A 22,542-nucleotide genomic window follows, 5' to 3' on the forward strand; every position below is an offset into this window, starting at 1 on the left:
CAGGAAATATGAAAGTGTTATATCATACTATATGGCTGATTGCAATGACTTTCATTGCAGGAGTGTCGCTCTCGTCGTGTGTTTACGATGGCGAAGATGATTCGGGTGAGAGCGATAACATCCGTATCAATACGATGGTGATAAACGGTTCGCCGCGCATTGCACCGTTAGCCGATACAGACAATGACAAATTTGTGGTGCTGTTTTGGAGGGAAGATGAGTTGGCGAGTCTTAAAAGCACTACCAGCGATTTCCCCGTACCCTACCTCTCCAGAGAAGCGCCCCAGTCGGTAGAGTTTTATAACCAGACTGTATATGACACCGGCTATCCATACCCTTACCCCGAAACGGCCCTGTTGTATGCCACCGGATATGCACCTACATCTGCCCTGACTCCGGAGGGTAATTTCCGGACGCTTAAGGTAAATGAAGGTGATCCGAATAAGGGGCGTCACGACTTCCTCGGCTGCGACTTGTGGCCTGAGGCATACAGAGGCTCGCAGAGCGACCCCTTTGCCAAGGATAAGAACAAGCTCTACTTCCGTCACCTTGCGGCAAAGCTCAAGTTTTATGCTGACCGCGACAGGGAGTCGATGGAAAACAAGCAGTTTGTGCGCAATGTGCGTATCACTAACCTATATATGCGCACCGATGATGGTAACGATGAGGCAGGATGGCATCCTATGCACACGCCCTCGGAGTTCCAGTGGGACGTAATGAAAGAGGGCGACTTCACTTCTTCGTATAAGAAGACGATAGATGAAGTGAAAGCGACTCCGGGAAACGAGGGAGTATCCACTATGCCTCAATACGGCTATCGTGTATGCGCCAGCGAAGCCTTTTCCGGCAATGATGGTGGTGCCTTTGTGTTGCATAGAAATGCTGCCGACCGTGTGCCGATCAGCGGTATGTATATAGACTCATGCTATGTATGCAATCCGATAGAGACCGGAGCAGTGAGTGGTGATCAGCTCAAGCCCATACGTCTCAAGATGAACATCAGTGCGGAGCTTTCGTTCCGTTTCGACTTTCCGTTGAACGACGGTAGTGGCGGTTCCCTCACTGATGATTTGACTTTTACCCGTACATGGACGAATGTTCAGCTTAGCGCCATATATCCTGTGGGCACGGACGGTAAGGTCAATCAGGAGGAAGCAGGAAAAGTAAAAGTATTCGAGGCGGGTAAGGAGTACCGCATCTACATACATTTCTATCGCACGGGGGTTAACCTTACGGCCTTGGAGATGCCTTGGAATCAAGGTGGCGTGCATTACATCACCATTTCCGGTGATGGCATCATACAACCTGCCGATGAAAAAGAAAAGAATAAATAGAAACGATATGAACAGGAATTACCATATACTATCCGGTGCACTCCTTCTCTTTGTGTCAGGAGTTTGCTTCCAATCCTGTCAGCAGGATGATTTTGTGGATTCCCAACCGGATATAGAGACTCTGATTGCAGAAGGCAGATACTTTACCGCACGCAGCGAGGATGCTTCCGAAGTGGCGAGTGATACGGAGGAGCCTAAACTGTTTGAAGTCGGCACGCCATACCGTCTGTTTGCGTTTACGAAAGCTTATCAGGCAGCCGATGCGTATAATGAAACCCCTGCCGGACATCCGCGCTTTAACAAGGTGGCGTGGGAAGGCGAGACAACCAACGGTCTGCGCTTCATCAATATAGACAGCGAGCCTGATAAATGGTTCGGCTTCTCGGCTCTTGATAACGAAGACAAAACCGGTACTGACGGTCTTGTGTCGCTCGATTTCTATGGTTTCACCTATGGCAAGAATGCTGACCATACGGAAGATTATATTCCTGTCGATGGGTGGACAGACAGTTCAACCCAACTTAAAGATCTGAAGCATACTTCCAATGTCGAGAATGGCGAACTGGAGGACTTGAAGCGTGGTGTGCTTCTCAATCAGAATATCCAGACTGCGGGTAAGAGTAAATCCGAAAAAGACAACGTTTGGACTAACAATGCCTACACCCAAAGCGTCATGCCATTCAAGCACTGCTTCTCGAAACTCCGTTTCCAGGTCTCACAGCAAAGTGATGAAGACAACAAGGATGATGCCGGCAACCCGATTCTGAGCTTCCCAAATCTTTATGTCGACAAGATTGAGGTTATAAACACATACAGTTCCGGTGATGTTTATCTTCAGAACGGCAAAATAAAACTGACCGGCAACCAATATAACCGTGATTTGTCATTCAAGACCGGCTACGATGGCAAGGTGACAGAAAAAAACACCGATGTCGGTAATATGATTATCTTTCCTTCAGACGGTGGCGCTTTGACGGAGGATATGAATATGCCTGACGGTTATGACGTCGGCTTGCGAATAACCGTCAGAAGCACAGAAGAGGAGCATATTAAAAACATGGTCAGAAATACCAATACCGATGGCAACGAATCATCAGTCACATCGGAAATTGTTGACGGGACTACATGGTATAAAGGAACTATAGTCAAAAAGCAGATCGTAAACTATGATGAGAGCACTACGGATAAGAAAGTGTACCTGCATTTCAAGCAGAACACCTCGTATATACTCATCATTGCCTTCAAGAAGGATGCAGTGCGCATCATCACCGTGATTCCGCAGGTCGAGAAATTGCTTCCCGGTGAGGGGACGCCGACAGACCCTTGGCAGGACCAGGCGATGGGGCAGCCGCAGATGTTCGACAACATCGTGTGGAGCGACCGTAATCTCGGTGCCGACCACTATGACGCTACCGGATCGGATTATGAAAAGTGCGTAGGCTATTTTTATCAGGCAGGGCGCAACATCCCTTACTATCCGTTTCTATTCGAAGAGTATAATAATAAAAAAAAGATACCTGACCCGAAAGAGAAAATCGATCAGGACCTTGCCAATAGAAGTTCGTCATACGGGATTTCCAAATACCGGTTTTTCCCGATGGTGGATAGCCTGATTCTAAGGAGGAAGAAGATAATTGGTATTGGGTTATGAGTCCTAATGAAAATCCGCAGATGGATATTCCCGAGGTCAAGCCAACGGATGCGTATTTCGATTTTTCAAAGGGTAGTCAAACGACTGCAGGATTGTCCCCAAATCAGGATATGCATTGGTGCAAGGGATCAGGCAATCAACCTGTTCCCGGTGGGTGGAAAATTCCGTCAAGCCGGGAATTTCTAACCGTATTCCCGTCCACTCCTCATGCCGGCAATATAACGTTCCGTAAAGGATCGGGAAACAATGATCCGATGGGTTGGAGGGGTGACGCAATGGATGGCACTGAAGCTCCTAATGTGCTGCGTGTCACTGTGCCCTATTATTACGACGGGATGCAGAATCCTGCCAAAAGTAATGCAAGCGCGAAATATACCGAGGCATGGAACACTCTGAAAAGTAAACAAGATCCCGGTTGTACCTTAGAGGGCTATTCTAATGGCCCCGGTGGGAGTAATCCGAATTATGAACCTGACGGGGATCCCGAGGATGGATATGCGTCAGTCTACATCATAAGCCGGGAGGGTGACGACTTGGTAGTGCCGGATATCCTGAAAAATCCCGATTCGCAAGGGAAAGATTGGGCAATTAAATCATGGGGCACTATTTATGCCATAAAACGTATATATACTTCGGAGGCTTACCGTATGCGTTGGCGTGTGGTAAATTCCACCAAGTCGGCGGTGAATCCCTGCTTCTATGTCGAAATATGCCGCTATCGCTGCAAACCCGATGCCGAACTGACCGTGGATAATTACAAGGGCTATGATTGGAACCATCCGGCAGCCACCATATATTTTCCTATCTGCGGTCTGGGCGATCATACCGGAGAGTATATCAATTTCGGTACGGAATGTCAGTATGCCACTTCCGACACAATTGTGGATGGCAAGACAAGTGCGGTCCAGATAAAAGTCACCGGCAATGACCCCTACAATTCCTATATAGCCGTGGTAAGAGGAGTGATAAACCGTACTTTCGGTATGCAAGTTCGCCCAGTTAGAGTGGGGGGGTAAATAGCAGTAAATGAGGAAGTTATGAATAGTATAAGATTACATATATATCAATTTGTGGTGACAATGCTGTTATTGCCGCTGCTATGTGCCTGCGATGGTCAGGACGTTCCGGACCCCAACGGCGGTACCGTCCCGGAGGGTATGGTGGAGATTCGTCCGGTGTTGCCCGGAATGTTCAGTGCTATTCCGCGAGACCCGGGCGGGGTTAGGTCAGTCGCTTCAAGGGCGTATGACAGCGACGCGATAACAGAAAGTAAATTGGATACAAATAAGCTGGAACGTCTGCCTCACGGTTCTACGGTATGGCTTATCGTCAAGAGTAAAGTGAAGGGACAGGCGACAGCCACCTATGTGAAGAAATCGTATGTGGTGTTTAACCCTTTGGAGGGCGATATGAGTAAATCGTACCTGGTCCCCTGTACCGTTAATGACAACGGCGATATGCTGGACATGGAGGGGAGCCCGCTTTATCTGAAAAAAGGTCAAAAATATATGTTCTACGCCATTTCGCCCGCACGCAAACTTGATGAGGAAAAGTTGGCGCGAGATACGGTTGGGTTTAAGGTTAAGAATGGAGAATATTTCTATGCCAATGACTGCCGGTATGCAAGCACCACTCCGGACACGATAGAAGTGGAAAGCAGTAATCCTGAAGATGTACAGATCATCAAGCTCCGTCCGATGATGAATCAGACGGCGGAACTCAAATTCCAAATCGATAAGGGAGTCGGTGTGCATGACCTTGACATACAGCCGTCCGGTATCCGGATTTCAGGTCTGCAAAATGACACGACTAAGAATGCTGTTTACGGCGGTCCTGATGGGCTTCATTGGCACATGTCGCAATCCGAGGGTGATGATCCGATCGATTTGCAGCACGGCGATAAGGTCGGTATGCTCGACTGCTACGATTATACCATAGACACGGATGAGCGTGTAAATATCGAAGTGCCGGTATTGCCGATGTACAGCACCTCGAAACCTGTCATTGTGATTTTCCGTCTTAAAGTCAACGGTGTGCCGACATCTTACGAGATGATGCTCAACGAGAAAGACTTCAAAGCCGGATATTCATACGGTTATCGTGGTAAGGTGTCTATTGAGGAGGGTGTCACGGTGGTGACTTGGCAGTTCGTTTCGTGGGAATATGACGTGAATTTCCCTTTCTAACATTCAAAAGCTTATGACAATGAAGATGATACATTATAATAGATGGCTTGCATGTATGGCTGTTGCCTTATTGCTTGCTGCATGTACGGCCGATGACGAATATGCCGTGAAGGATGAATCCACAGTTGTTTATCCCGAGATTCACTTGGGTGTTTCCGATATGACGATGACCGCAGTGTCCCGTGCTGCGGATCCGATGAGTCCGGACGAGGAGAAATACATCGAAACGCTCGCTGTGTTTGAGTTTGATAACGAGGGCATGCATATAAAAGGCCCGACAACCTATCATTTCATAGACTTTCTCGCCGGGACCGTTGACGGTTCTTCGGGTGTCGGAGATATCCAGAAAACAGAGTTCGGCGTAGTCGAGACAACGCTAAAGGATATTGCATTTGAAAAATACACGGGCGGTACGATCTGTCTGGTTGCCAATGTCCTCGAAGACTCGGTGTTGGCTTTTTACGAAAAATACCGCGAACCGGAACAAACCTATGGGCGTATGACGCTCGACAAATTCAAGACATGGACGTTGCCCTTCCAATACAAAGAGATTCCGAAAGGGACCTACAATGAAAGTACTGCCGGGCATCTTGAGGATATGTATATGTTCGGGTATTACGAGGGTCCTATCGACAGTGAAAGTGATGAATCGAGCAAACCCGAGAATATCCGTGTGGACCTCGGCCGACTGGCATCCCGCTTGGATATAACCGTTGTGAATGAAACCGGGGGAGATTTGGATAAGCGTTTGGGGTATCATTTTGACAACGTGTGCAAGAGTGCCTACTTCTTCCCGATCAAGATGGGGGTGCCACCTACCTTCGGGGCAGGTCAGACGCGTACAGTGATATGTTCCGGAGACGAGCCGGTAGAGGGTGACACGGAGGAGTATAAGATTGTGCCGAGGACTTTCAAGAACGGAGCTTCCCATACCCGCTACTTCTATGTGGCTGCACACTCCGCTAAAGGTGAAGAGGATGCTACCAAACTGCATCTTTTCTATGACCGTAAGATTGTGGATGATGATACGACAGACGACTCTAAGAGTATCAGAGTTCCGATGTGCAACGTCCATCCTTCGGAGGCTGATAAGGTTACTAACGGTTATTCCTTGAGTCGTAACACCCGCTATCACTTCACCATACGTCTGAGGTCAAAAGCTGCCGCTGCTTCCGAGCAAGCGGTCGCGAGCCGCTCGGTGGAATACGGTGAGCAACTGGGTGACATTATCGTATATCTCCCGTAGATCGTGCCTATCCCTTGCGTTGCCGTGGGCGCGTTCTCTACTTTTTAACCGATTAGTTTCCGATATTTATATGGTCGTTCCGGGAAAGTATGCTATCTTTGTAACAAACAATATTTGGATAGTATAATGGATATGAACGGAAATAATGATAATATGTTGTCAGTATTCCTTAAGCCGGGAGTGTTATAGAACTGTTTTAGTTAAAAAAGAGAAACAAACCGTATACTTAACCAGATGTTTCGAAAAATAGACTATCTTTGTTCCAATCGGATACACATTGTCTCGGATAAACTAAAAAAACAGAATGGGAAACTTTATCAATCCGTTTACGGATGTAGGATTTAAAAAGATATTCGGGCAGGAGATAACGAAAGACTTGTTGATCGATTTCTTAAACGGATTGCTTGTGAACGAGAAGTGTATCACCGATATAACCTTTCTGGACAAGGAATTGCTTCCGGAATACATGGGAGACAGAGGGGTTATCTATGACATTTATTGTACGACGGAAAACGGTGAACAACTGGTTGTCGAGATGCAGAACAAGCAGCAGACGAACTTTAAGGAGCGTGCCCTTTTTTACCTCTCCCATACCATTGCCCGTCAGGGAGAGCGGGGTATTTTCTGGAAGTTTGACTTGAAAGCGGTGTACGGCGTGTTTTTCTTGAACTTCAGTCTGCCCAACGGTTCCCACAAACTGCGTACGGATGTGGTATTGACCGACCGGGACACGCATGAGACATTCTCAGACAAGTTGCGCTTTATCTTTATCGAACTCCCGTCTTTCAACAAGGAGGAGTCGGAATGTGATACGGATTTTGAACGTTGGATTTATGTATTGAAGAACATGGAAACATTGAAAAGAATGCCTTTCAAGGCACGGAAATCAGTCTTCGAGAAGTTGGAAAAGATTGTCGATATCGCTTCCCTGAGCAAAGAAGAACGCATGAAATACGATGAGAGCATCAAAGTGTTTCGTGACCAGCTGGTTACCATTTCGTTTGCGAAAGAGGAAGGCATGAAGAAGGGGATAGAGATAGGGATGAAGAAAGGCATAGAGAAAGGCATGAAGAAAGGTGTAGAAAAAGGCATAGAAAAAGGCATGAAGAAAAAGAGCCAGGAAATAGCTCGTAATCTGAAGGAACTAGGTGTCCCCGCTGCCACTATCTCGCAAGCTTCCGGACTTTCCTTAGATGAAATTGAAAGAATCTGATAATAAGAAACACTCTATTACTTTCATCTCTTTAGATTGATTACTGACAACCGAATCGTAACTTACTATTTTCTGATTTTATATAGAACGTTAAATTAAAGAATATTTTATCTGCCGGATGATTGTCCTTAACGATACTACTCTTGATAAGAGATGCATTACACCCTGCAAAATTACAAATAAAATTTATATATCAATAAAATATTTAATAATAATTGATGGGGTTATACAGCTCTCTCACACGTAAAAATGAAAATCCTCTTTCAACCTATCACCGTCATCCTGAAACTCTTTATTCATCGTATTTACAGAGCGGTGATAGGTTGTTGCTAACCTATCACCCATATCTGTCACCTATCACCTGGACAAATGTATATTTATCCTATATGTAAATAGATGTTTCAACATTACGTTGCAGCTTGAAACAAAGTGTTTCGTGCCTTGAAACAAAGTGTTCAGCGCCTTGGAACAAAGTGTTCAGCGCCTTGGAACAAAGTGTTCAGCGCCTTTAAAACAAAGTGTTCAGCGCCTTGAAACAAAGTGTTCAGCGCATTGAAACAAAGTGTTTCATCAGTATGAAACAAAAATTATCCCTTATTAAAAAGACTGTTTTGCCAGACGCTTTTCAAAAATTAGTCGGTGATAGGTGACAGATGAGGTGATAGGTTAGCAACAACCTATCACCATTCTGAAAGTATTATAGATAGGGCGTTTCAGGACGACGGTGATAGGTTGAAAGAGGATTTTCATTTTTATATGTGAGAGAGTCGTATGGGTCAAGAATTCATCACACTGATATATAATCTGTTATCATTAACAATGCATCTCTTATCAAGAGCATGACTCTTAGACGCTGACTTTTTGGTATGCAATATCTTGAAAATCAGTATTTAGCGTGTTGATGAAACTGGCATGATGAACGCATAACGACAGAATTATATATAAAGCATCATGGGGTACTTCCTGCGTAGCTGTCCTGATGAAGGGGAAAGTCACCGTAGGTTTGTGGAACGTGAGGCGCAATTAAAGAACGGGGAAAACGGTGAAGAATAGAAATAGATGGATCATAGTGTTGGTGATTGCCTGCCTGAGCGTGTCGACCGTGTATGCTCAAAAGGCTGATTCGTTATTCAGGCAATTCGAAAGGAGATTCGAGTTGCTCGATTCCATCATTAATCACCCTGAACGGCATTCAGCCAATGCCGGTGCCGCTTTGTCGGATAATAAAATAGTCGCCGACCATTACGACCGGAGGGTCGTGGATTCGGTTATCGATAACAAAGTCGACGCTCGGATCAGCGAGATGAAGAACGTGACCGGTCTGACTGTGAACGGACAGGTATACGGTCGTCTTGACGAAGGGTTCGGACTGGACGAAGAGGATGCACTGTCACGGTACAAAGGCAAGATACAGGCTGAGATCCGCTGGAATTTCCTTAAAAGTTCGATCATCAACCGTAAGGGCAAGGCCAATGAAATACGGTTGCAGGGCGACATTCAGCGTCTCGAATATAAGAGAGAGAACATCGGACGTTGGGTCGCTTTACAGAAAGAACTGTTCCGTAACAGATATGACAGCCTGCTTTGCGGAGTGCTGACCCATCGGATTGAGAACCTGACGCTGTTGAGCACCACCCAGTCTTTCCTGCTGATGCAAGGTGGCATATCCAGTGACGATTTACTGAATATTCTGAACGAGAAAGCCGAGGCGGAACGTCTCATGGCGACCATCATACGCGATTATCCGGCAAGCAGTGACCTTTCGAACCCGAGCGGAATCATCGTAGATATCGATTCCACACGGCTTATTTCGTTTATCTGCGAATACAATACCGGTACAAGCACGGTGGAGCTGCGCCGCCGATTACTGGACCAACAGATCAGCAACACCAGCTACTGGACCACACTGAACCTGTCGCCGTTCATACGATATTCTTATTATATGCGTCCGAAGATCCCGAACTCATCCAATGTGGACGCCGGGGCAAGCTTTATCATTCCTTTGACACTCGAAACCGCCAAAAAACGGAAGGCGATGAAAGCCGAACGTGCCGTGATTGATCTTGAACGCGACAGGCTGATAAGAGAGATCACTGAGAATGTACGGGTGGCATTGCTTGACATAGAGCGTATGAACCGATCCATCGAGGGAGAGGTGAAACGGCTTTCGGAATTGAAAGGCTATCTTTCTGTCAGGCGTGAAGCGTATGACAATCGCATCGGTGAGTACAACTATCTTTTACGCATGAAGGAATACAACACCTACCTGTTATGCTGCGAACGTCTCCTGTCGTTCAGTTACCAACGAGACTGCATGCTGGCATCCCTCCAGGTGTATTTGCCCGATGTGTCCATACTCGATTTCTGTGTGGAGACGCAATTAAAGGCGGATCGTGTTAAACCTCTTCAATGACATTGAGCTATGAGAGATTTCAGCTTTTATAAACCCGAGGATAATGACTCCAGCGAGATTGAGAGCATCATCAGGCAGCGCAGACGCAAGATTGCGCGGCAGCAACTGATCTATACCATCATCCTGCTGATTATCGTTTCGTTGATTTGCGTATGGTTGTATCGCAAGACGGTGTATGCCGAGTTTGATGGTTATGTGGCACTTGATATCACGGAATTCCGTAGCGATGAGGATATCTATTTTCTCCGTGCCAACGTGCGTGTGGGCGATCTGGTGCTTCCCGGAGACACCCTGTTCTCGTATACCATCGCGGCAAATTTCTTCGACCATACACATAACGATTATGAGCCGGCCATCGTGGCTCGTAACAGGGATATAAAGGTGCAGTACGGGCTTGCCCGGCAGGATATAGAAGTGCTGAAGGTCAGGATCGCGGAACTTGAAAAACAACTGGCAACAGAAGACCATAATATACGGTTCGGGCTTAGCGACAATCACAATAAGCTTCGTACGGAACAGGAACTTGCCGAGGCACGTGAACAGTATAAGGCTCTGCGACGCAAACTGGGAGTGTTGTGGAATGCGGTCAGCCAGAGCAACAAATCGCTGTCTAAGCTGAACAACAACGGACACGGGTATGTGAGAATCGTGCACATGTATGATTATGAGCTGTTGCAGAAACTCGGATTGGTCTATTATTCCGTGGCGATGGATTCTGCCCTTGTGACCAAAAAGTATGTACCGGCCAGCTCATTGACGTTGCGGGGGGAGCCTATCATGTCGTTGCAGAGTCTGAATGCCCGTGATAACAACCTTATTGTGGTGGCCTATGTGCTGCCTGACGATATGAAGTATGTCAATTACCACAGCAAGGCGGAAATCATAGTGAACGATGAGATCTCATATACCGGAACGGTCATGATGCTGGGTGCCCGTACCGAAGAAATACCCGGTGAACTACGCAATACATTGTCGCGTGACCACACGGCAGCCATTGTGATATTTGATATCGATCCCAATCAGGACATCCCTTATTGGTCGTTGTCAGACGGTGTGCCGGTACGCATCCGAATCAATAAGTTCAAAGACCGGGAACCCATAGTGGGCGATTACATCATTTATAACACGACCACAGGTGTGTATCCCGAGACATTGATGCACGCGCAGCATAAATGTAGCAAAGACGGAGACCATGTCGTGTTGGTGCATCATCATGACAGTGTCCACACTGATAAGGACAGTGTCCGCACGGTCGCGCCGGACTCAACGGTTGTCAAAAATAAGACACCTGTGACACATCCGTCTGATTTCGTGGCATCAGGAAATGCCACCGGCCCCTACCATATAATTGTGGCAAGCGGACAGGATAAAAGCGGAGCTGAAAGGCAGGTAAAGATGTTGCGGCTAAGGGGATATAAATATGCAAAGGTGTTCTCTGCCGATGGATATCACCGGGTATCCCTCTGCTCGTATGCGACAAAAGCCGAGGCGGAGAATGCACAGAAACAATTGATCAAACAAAAAGAGTTCGGCAATGCCTGGATTCTTTGCAAAAGGATAAGATAGAATATGGTACCGTATAGTATAGATACTAACAAATTGGGAAGGAGAATCCTGACCATCAAGGGATATGTCGACATCGATGCTACCAAAGAGCTGCGTCTCGAGGACTTCGACATGACATTCATTGACACTCCGACTCTCTCGTACAATGTCGTTCGTCTGCTGCTGGCTAGGACATCACCTCTGATATCCAAGAAATGTCGTCTGAAGCCGAGGTTCCTCACGGTTTTCAACCGTAACGACTTCAGCAGTCTGCGCCCCCTGATCGACGGGTTCGCGCAGTCGGCGGTGGATGATGAGGTAACGCTCCGTGCCGAGGATATACTGCGGAACATCAACAATCTGCATCTTAAGCATGACTATGGTGTTGTCAACACTGAGAACGACTTCTTTATCGAGCTGTGCCGGTATTGTCTTAGCCGTGGTGTGCTCAATTTTACGGCATCGACCATGATCACGTTGCAGAAGGGACTCTCCGCCGTATATTCGGCCTATGTGGATATTCATGAGACTGTGGGATGCGGCAACAACCCCGATGACAAGAACCTCCGGAAGATGGTAGCCTGGTTTTTGGATTCGGGATACATAGAGCCGGTGAAGTTCGTTGAAAGGATACACCTGTGCCCTGTTTGTCAGAGTTCGGTGTTGTTGTTTTCCGAATGTTGCAGCAAATGTCAGAGCTCCAATATCAGGGAAGAGGATATGATCCACCATTTCAGATGCGCCAACATATCACCGGAATCGGAATACCAGTATGACGGGGAACTGCGTTGTCCCAAGTGCAAGCATTTCCTGCGGCATATAGGGGTCGACTATGACCGGCCCGCCAAAGTCTATACCTGCAACGAGTGCGGTGCAACACAGATGCACTCGGGTATGAAGGTGGCATGTGCGGTCTGCGGACATACCACACAACCGTACGCATTGACCCCTTATGACATTAAGGAATATACATTTACACAAGCCGGGATACAGTTTTTCTGTGCTCATGATATCTGATATATGATAGACTACGGAGTAGACATAATCGATAACATTGTAGAAGGCTTCAGCCGGAACATTACCTGGCAGGTGATGCTTACCACCTACTGGTTCTTGGTATTCGTGGAGTTTCCAAGATACTACCTGCTTGAAATATGTATCGTGCTATGGCGCAAGTTGACCTATCGAAGTATACGGGAAAAACGGAACGCTGCCCGTAAGCGACTGTATGCCGAGAGGCCGTTTGTCACTATTCTCGCTCCGGGTAAGAATGAAGGGGCGCATATCTATACACTGGTGCAGTCTCTGAGAGAGCAGACCTATACCAACTATGAGATCATTATTGTGGACGACGGCTCCGACGATAACTCTCCGCTGATTTGTGAGGATCTTAAGCGGGCAGGATACATCGACCGCTTTATCCATACGAACGTGAGAGGTGGAAAGGCGAGTGCCGCCAACCTCGGACTTCGTTTTTCATCGGGCAAGTATGTCATACATCTGGATGCCGACACCTCTCTTGATCGTCATGCCATAGAGAACATACTTCTTCCATTTTATTACGGCAAAGACATTAGGGCTGTCGGAGGGGCGGTGAAGGTGCGTAACGCTGACGATACGATATGCAGTTCGCTGCAAGCGCTCGAATACCTCAAAACCATACAGGTAGGACGGATGGTGACAAACACCCTCGGCATCCTTCATATCATATCCGGGGCTTTCGGGGCTTTCGACCGGAAGGCACTTATGCAGGTGGGGGGATGGGACATCGGACCCGGACTGGACGGTGACATCACCCAGAAGTTCCGCAAGATGGGATTTCGTATCTCTTTTGCCGAAAACGCTGTGGCAATGACCAACGCCCCCACCTCGTGGCGCGCACTGTATCGTCAGCGTCAGCGTTGGAGCAAGTCGCTGGTACGTTTCCGCCTACGCAAGCACCGCGACGTGTTCATGCCTTACGGCAACTTCTCGTTCTCGAACCTGATTTCCAACCTCGAAGGAATCATGTACGATTTTGTGTTCAATTTTATATGGGTTGTCTATGTCGTGATTCTGATTCTGGAGCATCCGGATAAGATTGTGGAGATATTTGCCGTGGGGTATATCATCCGCTTCTTCTTCAATCTTATTGCGTTCTCAATCATCATGCTGGTGAGCGAAAGACCTTCGGAAGAGAAACATTTGATTAAATATGTACCACTTTCTACATTCTATACCGGTTATTTCCTGCGTATGGCAAGACTGACCGCCCATCTCAAGGAGATATTCTTCTTCTCATCCTATAAGGATGCGTGGAACCCGCGAAAGACATCGGAAGTGGCACAGGTTGAACGAATTTAGGAAATAAAACAAAGATAAAATGAATAGCGATTTTATTATCGGTGTTATAGGCCTTGGGTATGTGGGATTTCCTTTGGCCTGCCTATTTGCTGATAAGTATAAGGTGATTGGATTTGACATGAGCCGGGAGCGTGTGGACGAACTGAATGCCGGACACGACCATACGGCTGAAGTGACAGCCGAATGTCATGCCAAGGCGTTGGCAAACGGGTTGAAGTGTACGACAGAGTGGGAGGTACTCCGAGCGTGTAATGTATATATCGTGGCGGTACCGACTCCGGTGGATGATCAGCATCACCCCGATCTTACACCGCTTGAAAAGGCAAGCCGCACAGTCGGGGAGGTGATCTCCAAGGGGGATATCGTGATTTATGAGTCTACCGTATATCCCGGTGCTACCGAAGATTTCTGCGCACCTATTATCGAAGAAGTATCGGGTCTCAAGTTTAACTCCGATTTCTTTATGGGTTATTCGCCGGAACGTATCAATCCGGGCGACAAGGACCACCGTGTGGAGAATATACGTAAAATCACGTCAGGCTCCACTCCTGAAATAGCTGAAACCATTGACAGGCTATACAACTCGGTTTTGCTCAACGGTACTTTCCGTGCCAGCTCCATCAAGGTGGCGGAGGCGGCTAAGATCATGGAGAACACACAGCGCGACATCAATATCGCCTTTATGAATGAGATGGCGGTTGTGATGAATGCAATCGGCATAGGTATCTCGGAAGTGATTGAAGCGGCAGGTACCAAATGGAATTTTCTTAAGTTTCAGCCGGGACTGGTCGGAGGTCATTGCATCGGGGTCGATCCCTATTATTTGATCGACAAGGCAAAGCAAGTGGGTATATATCCAAGACTGACAGCTGAGGCAAGACGTATCAATGAGGCGATGGGTGGTTACGTGGCCGAAAGGATTATCAAATGTATGACTCTCAACGGAAAAGCGGAGAATAACGCACGGATTCTGCTCCTCGGATTCACATTCAAGGAAAACTGCCCGGATATAAGAAATACAAAGGTGGTGGAGATATATAAGCGTCTTGCACCATACACGTCATATATTGATGTGCTTGATCCATGGGTTAATCCGGATATGGCACAGAAGGAATATGGTATAAAGACCGTAAGTTCGATTGATGGTCTTAGGTACAGTTCCTATGATGCGGTCGTCCATTGTGTGGCGCATGACTGTTTTAGGGAACTGGATTTTAATTCTTTATGTGCTGAAGATGGAGGGATTGTCTTTGATGCGAAAGGTACTTTACCCCCCCCCTATGATAAATATTTGAATACCAATAAGTTATATGATGAATATAATAACTCAAATTTGTTACAAAAAAATGAGAAAAAACAGAAGTTTAACCACAGCGACGGGATTGGTAATCCCGGCACTGAAAAGTCTGCCTGTAGCAGCCTTGCTGCTTGCGGGCATGACTGCTTGCTCGGATGATAATATGCCGAGCGGCAACGAGAACGAGCAGGATGTGCTGGAACTGCAGTCTTCTGCTCTGAATGTAATGACCGACCCATCTAAGATGCCGGCCACAGTGTATAATTATGGATTTGGCAATTCTGTCAAATCGCGTGCGACTGACTGGGGATTCACCATGCCTGCCTGCCCCGGTGCCGGTGAGTATGAAAACCTGGACGAGTACGAGAATACTTGGTGGCCCGATTACACAAAAAAGAACTTCAAGATTACAAAAGATTGCAATCTTGGATTCAACAATGTGGGGCAGACCATGTATATCGCGTCAGGCGCCAAATGGACTATTTCAGGCACTTATACTAATGGTACCGACCACAACGCCACTATCTACGTGCTGCCGGGCTCTACTCTTGAATTCACCGGTAGCGGCTTTGAATGCCAAGGAGGCGATGCCCACATTACCATCTACAGCTATGGTACTCTGGCTTTCAACAACGGTGAAAACGAATGTCGTCTTGGTGGCAACATAACCATTTACTCACAGTCTGCAGTAGATCAGATTCCTAATCTGAACCTTGCCTGTGAGTTCTCAACGAACGGTGCGTTAAAGGTAAAAAGAGTACATTTCAATAATGCGGCCAATGTATGGATCGGTTGCAAAATCGAGGCTAAAGAAGAAGTGATCTTCGACAACGAAGCCACATTCCATGTAGGCTATATCAAGTCGCCCAAGATTTCTGTTATGGCAAATCCCACAGTGGTGGTTCGTGACGGTGGATATATCGAAACCGATGAACTCGACATCAAGAATGTCCAGACTTCAAAAATCTATGCTGAGGCTGGTGAAGTGGCTCTTATCAAGGCAAATAACATCCGTGTGAACAACGCCGGTGGTGATAACCTGAAGGGCACATTCGGAAATGTCAACATTGTTTGTGAGAACTGGATTTACGGAGAGCAAACGGAGTCTACCAAAGAAGGTCTCGGACTGAATGCCAGCGTAAGTCTCAATGAAGAAGTTAACGTGAATATTACGGAATCCGGTGATGAATGCGCTCCTGTTATTGTAACACCCAAGGATGAAACACCGGATGAAACACCGGAAGTAAAGCCGTCATTGGAAACAATAGCCTCTGTCACCAACGACCACACACATCCTATTTCCGCAACCTGTATCCAGTTTAACGGAAACAAGGCATACGTGTCATGGCACGAGCGTGGTGCCGGTATTCACGGTTGTGTAGAAGTAGTTGAGAATACTGCCGAAGGTCTCAAGCTGCTTGCCTATGCAGAGGATCCCAAAACCGACTACAACCACATCCTGTTTGACGGAAATCGTCTACTCACTGTAGGTCATAACGACAAACATGCTGTTGTCGGAGAAATCGCACTGGCCAACGGTACGTTCACACAGGGTGAATCTCTCAGCTTCGTCAACCTGAAAGGTAACAAGGTACTTCATGCCGACAATCCTGAATTTTATGGCGGTGACGGTAACTGCATCGTCCGCAACGGTGAATATCTTTCAGTTGCTTCTTACGGAGGTCTGCATACTTTGAATTCCGACCTTACCCGTATTATGGAAGCTAGAGAAGGTGCTGTCCCGACTACCGGTTCTGCTAAACACCTTTCTCTTGTAGGCGGAAAACTTCTCGAACTCAACCTCACTGAACGTGTAAAGGGTGCTACATCTTCACCTGCAGAACTTCGCTTATTTGAAGCGAACGATTATACGTGGAGCAATCCTACCGTAATCGCATCCGATCTCACCATCGCTCCGGTTGACGGTAAGAACACCATCGCTCTTGACAACGATGGTTCCATGTATGTATGTCTCGGACAAAACGGTGTGAAGAAATACACCGGTACCTCATGTGTGGCTACTGTTAAGGAAGGCAATGCTCCGGCAAACGGACTTTGCGTTGACGACAAGTATCTGTATGTCGCATTTGGTAAAGGATTGTATATCTATGCAAAGAACGATCTTTCAAAGCCTGTGCTGAAATATACCCATATCGGACGCAACAAGGATGGAAAGACTGTATCTTGTAACTATGTAGCCGTTAACGGCGACCTGATTTATCTGGCATACGGTCTTGACGGATATGATGTAATCCGCATGATTAATCGTTAATCTGCCCGTTTCTTTTATAAACGATGACGGGGTAAGTCTATCACGACTTACCCCGTCTTTTTTACGCGCATCTCTCTATGCGAGTTTATTCTTCGTCAGTCACAAAGTCCTTTCTTAAACAGACGATTTAATTTCATATTGGCGGTTATTTAGTTGCATATTTATTCTATAGCTTTTAAACATTTTAAATATCAGGTTATATTTGTCCGGGATAGGTTTTTCTATCTTAAAATGTTTAATATATATATGGAAATGCTATTTTTACTAAAGAATTTATATCGTGATCCTCTTGCGCTATCCAGATTCAGCCAATTCAGATGTCTTCATATAGGCAAGGGGGAAATTATCCGGAATCTGAATGAAAACCATGAGTTCCAAGTTTGTTTTGTACTAAAAGGAACATTGTGCCTCTTCAGGGATCAAATGGAATCAATGCCTCTGATAGCAGTACAAAATGAATTTTTCTTCATCAGCAGCCTGCATAATTGTAAAGTCAAAGCGATGGATGAGGTACAACTTGTTATTCATGCATGTAACATTGTGGCTCCTTATCTACATAGCAAAACAATAGAATATCTGCAAGATATATCTATCAAGGAAGTAAAACCGGTAGAGGTTCTTCCCATTTATCCGCTACTGCGTTCCTTTCTGGATTTGCTGGTCGATTATATGAAAAAAGGGGCAGAAATTTCCGACTTGCATCGAGCTAAAGAATATGAGCTGTTCTCATTATTTAGGATTTGCTATAGTAAAAATGAAGTTGCTTCCATTTTCCGGCATACTCTTTCGACTGATCTTCAATTTTTCGTATCGGTTATGACACATTACAAAACATGCAGAACTGCCAAAAAACTAGCTGCTTTATGCGGATATAATGATCCTGTTTTTACACAACTATTCAAGAAAAATTTCCATGGAGACACCCCATACCAATGGCTACAAAAGCAAACGTCTTATGACATTGAATTCAAGTTAAAAGAAAGCACTTTGCCCATCAAACAAATAATGTTGGATTATCATTTCAAAACATTTTCCCATTTTACGACCTACTGTAAAAGGAATATAGGAGCTACTCCTAACGAAATACGTAAAAAAGGAAAAGAAGCAAGAGGTACACCTCTTGTAAAGTCTCATCCGGTATCTATTATTTAAAGCCATCCAAAACAAATAGTAAGAAAGGAAACCGTTTTTATGCAGATATGAAAGGATGTCTTGATTATATATAATATATATTTTGAATATGCAACCTCTTTTTACCACCAAATATAGAACTTTGTACCTGCATAAAATTGCATGAACAATCCCAGCCATTCAGTATCCATAAAAACAAATCCGGATTTATTAAATATGCAACAGTGAAAAGTAAATGTTTTTTTAACTATTTTAGTCATGTATACAATGAAGAAATGTAAAACCTATGTATTGTCAGTACTACTTTGCACATTCTTTTTCTCGTGTAGTAGTATTGATTTTGAACTGCCCCAAGGCCCTCAGGGAGTTCATGGAAAATCCGCTTATGAAATATGGAAAGAAGAGGTTGAAGCCGGTCGTATCAACTGGCCCTCCCACCAAGTTGATTTAGTAGACTTTTTAGTTTACATTAAAGGAGAAAAAGGAGACAAAGGAAAAGACGGAATGTCTGCATACGATCAATGGAAAGCTTTGATCGCCCAAGGTAATGTCACCAACCCTCATGATTCTTCGCTTATTTGGCCCTCCTCAAGAAATACTGAAGCTGATTTTTGGGATTTCCTTAGCGGAAGAGACGGACAGTCGCCTCATATTGGCGAAAATGGGAATTGGTATATCGGCAATAAAGATACAGAAATCAAAGCTATAGGCAAAGATGGGAAGGATGGAATGAATGGAAAAGACGGACTTTCAGCCTATGAATTATGGAAACAATCTGTTGCCGGCGGAAATATAAATTGGCCTAAATACAAAACAGCAATGGAACACTTCTTTTTATATTTTAAAGGAAAAGATGGTGAAAATGGCATTACTCCACATGTTGGTGAAAATGGTAATTGGTACATTGGCAATCATGATACACATATTTCCGCTCGAGGTCAAAAAGGAGAAAAAGGGACTAAAGGAGCATCTGCCTATGAATTATGGGTGAATGATGTCAAAAATGATAAAATCAAGGACAAAAATAATTCAGCATGGCCCAAAGATAAAATTGCAATGACGGATTTCTACACTTTCCTCAGCGGAACAAATGGTGACAATGGAAAATCCGCCTATGAACTATGGAAAGAGATGGTAGTAACGGGCCATATAAATGACCCTGAAAATCAAGGGCAAAAATGGCCTTCTGACAGGATATCGGAATCTGACTTCTTCGATTATTTAGCCGGAAAAGACGGAATAAACGGAATCAATGGTTTGTCAGCTTATGAACTGTGGAAAAATGACTTAGCCAAACGCTGTGGTACAATAAACGCACTTATCGATTACAGGAATGGTGGAACATGGGACTGCGAAAAAAATACATTGAATGATTTTTATGATTATCTACGCGGGAAAGATGGCAAAGACGGGGAAGATGGTAAAGACGGCAGACCCGGAGAACCTGGCAAACCGGGAGCGGAAGTTACCATCATTAAAGGTATACCTAATGTGATCGCACAATATTCCCAATCAGAATATGGTGAATATGTACGCACTACTGATGGTGGTGTACTCTATAAAGTCTACGATGAATCCGGACTAATCGCACCGAATGCTTATGTAAAAGGCATGCCGGGTATCAATGCGGATAAAATTTATATGGCTGATGAAAACGGAGAGTTTATTGTACCTAAAGAAGACTTGCCCGAAATACAAGACATCAACTTACGCTGGGGAACGGTAAAAGAGGTAACCATAGCCGGAAAAGCATCACAAGAATCCGCTAAAAACACGTACGTCCCCAATAGGGTACACATGAGAATGATCCTCCGCGATAATTCAAATCCATTATACGAATACCAGTGTCTATATTTCTATATACAACGAAAAGTAAATCCGGAAGACCCATGGCAGAATATCCCTTCTTATTTACCTAATAGTGGTTCAAGAAATTTAGATGCGTATAGAGTCTCAGACAAAAATAATCCCGGCAGTATTTTGTCAGATCAAAAACTGGTTTCAAGTCATAGTAATAGTTCTAGTAACGGAGTACATTATTACTATATTTATACCTATCGGTTGATGAAAGAAAATTTCGGAAAATTCAAAAACAATCAATTCGAATATTGGAATGGAAGTGACGTTTATTACACTGTAAAAGCCAGAGAATCTTATTATGGAGAAACTTACCAATGGAATGGTGTTTGTTTATTAGCTCCTTATCAAATGGGACCTACATTAAAAACATTAAAATTGAAAACAATGTCAAATGGAGAAGCACTCAGTTTCTCATCTGCCGAAGGTGAATTGGATTTTTCAAAAATAGACTTTACCAGAATTTACAAATTATCGACCACACGTGCCATTAAAGGGAATGGAATGGATTATGTAGAACCGGTAGCTTATACCGAAGAAGAAGCCCGTAAACTTAAAATGGCATATATTACATTCAGATATACCTCAACAGCTGGTTTGCAGGAAGCATCAAGTTCCAATAACAAATCTGCTGCGGAAGCTCCGACTTTCAAAGTATTCGCACCGTTTTTAAATTCATCCGTATATATTGACAATAGCAGTAGTGTATATTTCTATAGATATTATCAAGGCTATCTTCGAAAAGGAAAGGATGAAAAAACATTTGTTATTGAAAACTATAATAGTTCTTATGAATTGCCCGAAGTACAAGTTATCTATGAAGAATAAAAATATGAAAAATATATATATGCATAAAATCTATTTCATGCTATGCTTTATCTCAGTGCTATGTTGGGGCTTACCCGTAAATGCACAAGAAAACGCAAAGGATGGCATAGCCGATGATATGAATAAAAAAACGTGGGAAATAGGTATAGGCGCAACCGGACTTCAATTGACACGTTTTAATGTTATTAATTTCCAGACTAATCATAAAGGTGGTTATAGCGTAGGTACCAACAAGAAAGATTTTATCTTCGGAGGAAATCTGTATTTTGCCCGTGAACTTAACTCTCATCTTTATCTGGATTTACAGGGTACATTAGATTACAGTTCCGACCCGGTCCGTAGCGGCAAGGAATCAAGATGGTTAGGTATGGCGGGAGTGGGTCTCCAGTGGCGCATAGGCAACTACTTCCACTCCAATTATATTGATCCTTTCTTTCGAATAGGAGCCAACTATATGTACAAGAATTTTGAAGTCGATTATCGTAAAATGGAAGAATTCAATAGTGAACAGATGGGATGGAATCTATCCAATGATTACACTAAAGAAGGGAAAGACAAACGAAATCTTATTCCTATTTCATTGGGCACAGGTGTAAATATGTGGCTTAATGACAACATAGGCATAGGACTTCAAGGAGATTACCTCATCATGCCATACAAACATATAGCTAATTCATGGCAGGGAAGCGTACGATTGATGTGGCGCATTGGCGGCAAATCCTTAAAAAACAAGCCCTCAATTCAATATGTGGAAAAGATCATAGAGAAAGTAATAGAGAAACCTATAATTAAGGAAAAAATTGTAGAAATTCCAATTACTCAGTCTAATGTTAATGTCTTATGTGATTTATTCAACAATATTTATTTTGAGTTTGACAAAGCTGAGATAACTCCCCAAGCTGCTATTGTCATTGATGAAATTGCTCAACTCATGCTGGTAGATACCAACAAAAGATATCTCATCACGGGATGTACCGATGCAAAGGGATCGTTACAATACAATATAGATTTATCCCAAAGACGTGCAGACGCTGTAGTCAATGCACTTATAAAGAGAGGGGTTTCCGGTAAAATGTTAAAAGCAAAAGGGGTAGGCTCAAAAATATCTTATGCTTCTCGGGATGCTTCCAATGAAATACGAGAAGGAGATCGTAAAATTATAGTTCAAATCATTACAAATATGGACTATTGGAATTATATATACCATAAATAATTTTGCAAAAAGA

15 protein-coding genes are annotated in these 22,542 nt (G+C 44.6%); all 15 read left to right on the forward strand.

The annotated features are described in order from the left end of the window. Window positions 1-8: 8 nt before the first annotated feature. The 15 genes from AB9N12_RS18955 to AB9N12_RS19025 all read left to right on the forward strand — a co-directional run bounded on the left by AB9N12_RS18955 (window position 9) and on the right by AB9N12_RS19025 (window position 22,529). The gene (locus tag AB9N12_RS18955) at window positions 9-1,334 is read left to right on the forward strand and encodes a hypothetical protein (RefSeq protein ID WP_369893635.1); all 1,326 of its coding nucleotides are present in this window, start codon (window positions 9-11) and stop codon (window positions 1,332-1,334) included. Next, complete coding sequence (locus AB9N12_RS18960; protein WP_369893636.1) at window positions 1,312-2,985, forward strand: hypothetical protein; 1,674 nt, start codon at window positions 1,312-1,314, stop codon at window positions 2,983-2,985. The genes AB9N12_RS18955 and AB9N12_RS18960 overlap by 23 nt, the downstream gene beginning before the upstream one ends. Then, a complete protein-coding gene (locus AB9N12_RS18965; protein ID WP_369893637.1) occupies window positions 2,982-4,001 on the forward strand; it encodes a hypothetical protein in 1,020 nt (339 codons plus the stop codon). Before AB9N12_RS18960 ends, AB9N12_RS18965 begins: the two co-directional genes overlap by 4 nt. A gap of 21 nt (window positions 4,002-4,022) precedes the next feature. Beyond that, window positions 4,023-5,171: a BF2992 family fimbrillin-A clan protein gene (locus AB9N12_RS18970; RefSeq protein WP_369893638.1), complete on the forward strand. Its 1,149-nt coding sequence runs from the start codon at window positions 4,023-4,025 to the stop codon at window positions 5,169-5,171. A 19-nt stretch (window positions 5,172-5,190) separates the two neighbouring features. After that, window positions 5,191-6,417, forward strand: a complete 1,227-nt coding sequence (locus AB9N12_RS18975; protein WP_369893639.1) for a hypothetical protein — start codon at window positions 5,191-5,193, stop codon at window positions 6,415-6,417. Between the two features lie 304 nt (window positions 6,418-6,721). Then, entirely contained in the window at window positions 6,722-7,630 is a 909-nt protein-coding gene (locus AB9N12_RS18980; protein ID WP_369893640.1) for an Rpn family recombination-promoting nuclease/putative transposase, read from the forward strand. A 1,042-nt stretch (window positions 7,631-8,672) separates the two neighbouring features. Beyond that, window positions 8,673-10,043, forward strand: coding sequence for a hypothetical protein (locus AB9N12_RS18985; protein WP_369893641.1), 1,371 nt, complete (start codon window positions 8,673-8,675; stop codon window positions 10,041-10,043). A 9-nt stretch (window positions 10,044-10,052) separates the two neighbouring features. Continuing rightward, complete coding sequence (locus tag AB9N12_RS18990; RefSeq protein ID WP_369893642.1) at window positions 10,053-11,609, forward strand: SPOR domain-containing protein; 1,557 nt, start codon at window positions 10,053-10,055, stop codon at window positions 11,607-11,609. A 3-nt stretch (window positions 11,610-11,612) separates the two neighbouring features. Continuing rightward, window positions 11,613-12,605, forward strand: a complete 993-nt coding sequence (locus tag AB9N12_RS18995; protein WP_369893643.1) for a hypothetical protein — start codon at window positions 11,613-11,615, stop codon at window positions 12,603-12,605. A 3-nt stretch (window positions 12,606-12,608) separates the two neighbouring features. Next, on the forward strand, window positions 12,609-13,931 hold the full coding sequence (locus tag AB9N12_RS19000) for a glycosyltransferase family 2 protein (protein ID WP_369893644.1): 1,323 nt from the start codon (window positions 12,609-12,611) through the stop codon (window positions 13,929-13,931). Between the two features lie 19 nt (window positions 13,932-13,950). Then, window positions 13,951-15,387: a nucleotide sugar dehydrogenase gene (locus AB9N12_RS19005; RefSeq protein ID WP_369893645.1), complete on the forward strand. Its 1,437-nt coding sequence runs from the start codon at window positions 13,951-13,953 to the stop codon at window positions 15,385-15,387. Beyond that, window positions 15,278-17,500, forward strand: a complete 2,223-nt coding sequence (locus AB9N12_RS19010; protein ID WP_369893646.1) for a hypothetical protein — start codon at window positions 15,278-15,280, stop codon at window positions 17,498-17,500. Before AB9N12_RS19005 ends, AB9N12_RS19010 begins: the two co-directional genes overlap by 110 nt. 246 nt (window positions 17,501-17,746) lie before the next feature. Next, complete coding sequence (locus AB9N12_RS19015) at window positions 17,747-18,652, forward strand: helix-turn-helix domain-containing protein (protein ID WP_369893647.1); 906 nt, start codon at window positions 17,747-17,749, stop codon at window positions 18,650-18,652. Between the two features lie 237 nt (window positions 18,653-18,889). Further along, complete coding sequence (locus AB9N12_RS19020) at window positions 18,890-21,316, forward strand: hypothetical protein (RefSeq protein WP_369893649.1); 2,427 nt, start codon at window positions 18,890-18,892, stop codon at window positions 21,314-21,316. Between the two features lie 4 nt (window positions 21,317-21,320). Further along, a complete protein-coding gene (locus AB9N12_RS19025; protein ID WP_369893650.1) occupies window positions 21,321-22,529 on the forward strand; it encodes an OmpA family protein in 1,209 nt (402 codons plus the stop codon). Window positions 22,530-22,542: the final 13 nt, after the last annotated feature.

The organism is Bacteroides sp. AN502(2024), assembly GCF_041227145.1.
Lineage (GTDB): Bacteria > Bacteroidota > Bacteroidia > Bacteroidales > Bacteroidaceae > Bacteroides.

Excerpts from the sequence above, each read along its gene's own strand:
- AB9N12_RS18955 (WP_369893635.1), top strand. The coding sequence starts at position 9 with ATGAAAGTGTTATATCATACTATATGGCTGATTGCAATGACTTTCATT.
- AB9N12_RS18960 (WP_369893636.1), top strand. The coding sequence starts at position 1,312 with ATGAAAAAGAAAAGAATAAATAGAAACGATATGAACAGGAATTACCAT.
- AB9N12_RS18965 (WP_369893637.1), top strand. The coding sequence starts at position 2,982 with ATGAGTCCTAATGAAAATCCGCAGATGGATATTCCCGAGGTCAAGCCA.
- AB9N12_RS18970 (WP_369893638.1), top strand. The coding sequence starts at position 4,023 with ATGAATAGTATAAGATTACATATATATCAATTTGTGGTGACAATGCTG.
- AB9N12_RS18975 (WP_369893639.1), top strand. The coding sequence starts at position 5,191 with ATGAAGATGATACATTATAATAGATGGCTTGCATGTATGGCTGTTGCC.
- AB9N12_RS18980 (WP_369893640.1), top strand. The coding sequence starts at position 6,722 with ATGGGAAACTTTATCAATCCGTTTACGGATGTAGGATTTAAAAAGATA.
- AB9N12_RS18990 (WP_369893642.1), top strand. The coding sequence starts at position 10,053 with ATGAGAGATTTCAGCTTTTATAAACCCGAGGATAATGACTCCAGCGAG.
- AB9N12_RS18995 (WP_369893643.1), top strand. The coding sequence starts at position 11,613 with ATGGTACCGTATAGTATAGATACTAACAAATTGGGAAGGAGAATCCTG.
- AB9N12_RS19000 (WP_369893644.1), top strand. The coding sequence starts at position 12,609 with ATGATAGACTACGGAGTAGACATAATCGATAACATTGTAGAAGGCTTC.
- AB9N12_RS19005 (WP_369893645.1), top strand. The coding sequence starts at position 13,951 with ATGAATAGCGATTTTATTATCGGTGTTATAGGCCTTGGGTATGTGGGA.
- AB9N12_RS19010 (WP_369893646.1), top strand. The coding sequence starts at position 15,278 with ATGAGAAAAAACAGAAGTTTAACCACAGCGACGGGATTGGTAATCCCG.
- AB9N12_RS19015 (WP_369893647.1), top strand. The coding sequence starts at position 17,747 with ATGGAAATGCTATTTTTACTAAAGAATTTATATCGTGATCCTCTTGCG.
- AB9N12_RS19020 (WP_369893649.1), top strand. The coding sequence starts at position 18,890 with ATGTATACAATGAAGAAATGTAAAACCTATGTATTGTCAGTACTACTT.
- AB9N12_RS19025 (WP_369893650.1), top strand. The coding sequence starts at position 21,321 with ATGAAAAATATATATATGCATAAAATCTATTTCATGCTATGCTTTATC.